The organism is Deltaproteobacteria bacterium, from assembly GCA_026712905.1.
Lineage (GTDB): Bacteria > Desulfobacterota > Binatia > UBA9968 > JAJDTQ01 > JAJDTQ01.
In genome coordinates, this window is sequence record JAPOPM010000071.1 from 1 (window position 1) to 2,090 (window position 2,090).

2 protein-coding genes are annotated in these 2,090 nt (G+C 65.2%); both read left to right on the top strand.

Annotated features, from left to right (window positions below; translation table 11 throughout):
- Window positions 1-671: 671 nt before the first annotated feature.
- Window positions 672-1,445 carry a hypothetical protein gene (locus OXF11_05410; protein MCY4486540.1) on the top strand — a complete coding sequence of 258 codons (774 nt, stop codon included), beginning with the start codon at window positions 672-674 and terminating at the stop codon, window positions 1,443-1,445.
- Window positions 1,446-1,649: 204 nt separating this feature from the next.
- A partial coding sequence (locus OXF11_05415; protein ID MCY4486541.1) for a GAF domain-containing protein occupies window positions 1,650-2,090 on the top strand: 441 nt, incomplete at its 3' end.

The following is a 2,090-nucleotide window of genomic DNA, read 5'->3' on the forward strand; positions in this document are numbered from 1 at the left end:
CGCGGGGCAGAGCCCGTTCCTCGTCGGTGAGCAGCTTGCGGCGTATGCTTTCCCGGATTTGGGGGTTCTCGTCGAGGATGCGTTCCAGATCCGCAACGGTTCTTATTTCCAATTCTCCGGACATTTTTACTCACTCCCCGTGGGATCTTATTCTAGCATGCGCTTCCCGTGGATAGCGCCGTCGTGTGGCGCCGCCGGCTAATGGTTCTCGTTCTCAGAATGGGTAGCGAGCCTGGAGGTCGGCGTAACCAGACGCCCAGGGCCAAAAGAACGAAGCTAACCTTCGACAATCTGGAATCCGGCCAGACACACCGGGTGTGGGTGCGAGCGCAGAGCAAGGACGAGCGGGTGCACGCCAGCATCGCGCTGCTGGAGGCGGAACCCCCGCCGGAGGAGGGAGACGGACAGACGGGTCAATGATCCCCTGGCGGGTCAAGCTGAAGGGGGCGTCCGGCTGCGGCTGGGCGCCCCCTTGGCGTGCCGGCGCCGCGCCGCGCGTTGATCCTGCTCTGGGCCAGGATGGTGATACAATAAAAGACACATAAAAAGAGCCCAATGGTTGCTCGTATGATACGCACGGTGGCGCATAATATTTGTCCGCCCGATTTGGGGCGGGTAAATCCAACCGGGGCTAATCCAACACCACACTACCGAAGGAGTACATGATTCAAATGCAAACCGTTTTCCCGAAGGCACTGCCAACGCTTCCCAGGTTGGCTCGATTGGCGGTCGTCGCCCTGCTGGCGCTGGTCGCGATTCCGGCCGTGCTGCCAGGCATGGCGCAGGCCGACACCGCCCCCACCGTGACCTTTTCCCAGCAAGCTTACACCGTGGACGAGGGGGATCCTCTTGAGATGGATATTCGCCTCAGCCAGGCGCTCGATGAGGACCTGGCGCTTGTCGTAGCCACGTCCGATGGCACTGCCGCCTCTCCGGAGGATTACGTTGCCGTGTCGATCCCAACCACCATCCACGCCGGGCGAGAGCAAATCACATTCCTGCTGGTGACGGCGGTGGACGACGTGGAAGACGACTCGGAAACGCTCACCGTCTCTATTCAATTGGCCGAAGGAGCGCCCGTCAAAGCTGGCGCTGATGCCACCGTTACCATCCGGGAACAGCCGCCCGCACCGGTACAGAATTTGACCCTGGAGTACGAAGCGGGGGTCGACGGAGAAGGGCCGATCGTTATGGCTAAATGGGACGCCGCGCCGGAACCCGGCCAAAACGAGCCGCAGTACAACAAGGCCGTCAGATGGATCGCGCGGATTTACGTCACCGACCGACCGTCGGACGGCAAAGTCCGGCGGCCTCTGGGCAGGCACACCAGGACCTCTTTCTACAATCTTGAACCCGGCGAGACCTACACCGTCTGGGTGCGCGGCGTCAACAAGTGGGGCAACAAGGGCGAGCGGGTTCACGCCACTATCACCCTGCCCGAATAACCGGAACACTCGACCTGGGCTCTGGCCCCGACCCAGGCAATCCGGCGGCGGAGCGGCTCGACAGCAGCCGCTCCGCCTTTTTGTACAACCCGACGGCCATCCGCCGGCGCGGGGGCCCCGCCGCCCCCGCGCCGCCCGCTTATCCCGCCCCCCGGGGACCGCCTGGCGCGCCGGAGCCAGGCCAGCCTCCGCATCAACGAGAGCCTGGACTTCGACGCCGTGCTCCAAGGCGCGCTGGACTCGGCCCGTTCCCTGACCTCCGCCCGCTACGGCGTGATGATCCTGCCCGACGGCGGGGGCGGCGTGCAGGAGTTCCTGACCTCGGGCATGACTTCCGGCGAGGCCGAGCGGCTCCTGCTCACCCCGGACCGGTGGCGGCTCTTCGCAGCCCTGACCAACATCGACGAGCCCCTGCGGCTGCCCGACCTGACGGCGCACGTCCACGCCCTGGGCTTCGCCGACTTCACCATCCCCCTGCCGGTGGGGGTGTTCCGGTTCATGGCCGCGCCCATGTTCCACCGGGGCGCCCGGGTGGGCCACGTCTTCGTGGGCGACCGTGAGGGCGGAGAGGAGTTCACCGATGAGGACCAGGAGACCCTGGTGATGTTCGCCGCCCAGGCGGCCCTGGTCATCGCCAACGCCGGC

Excerpts from the sequence above, each read along its gene's own strand:
- OXF11_05410 (MCY4486540.1), top strand. The coding sequence starts at position 672 with ATGCAAACCGTTTTCCCGAAGGCACTGCCAACGCTTCCCAGGTTGGCT.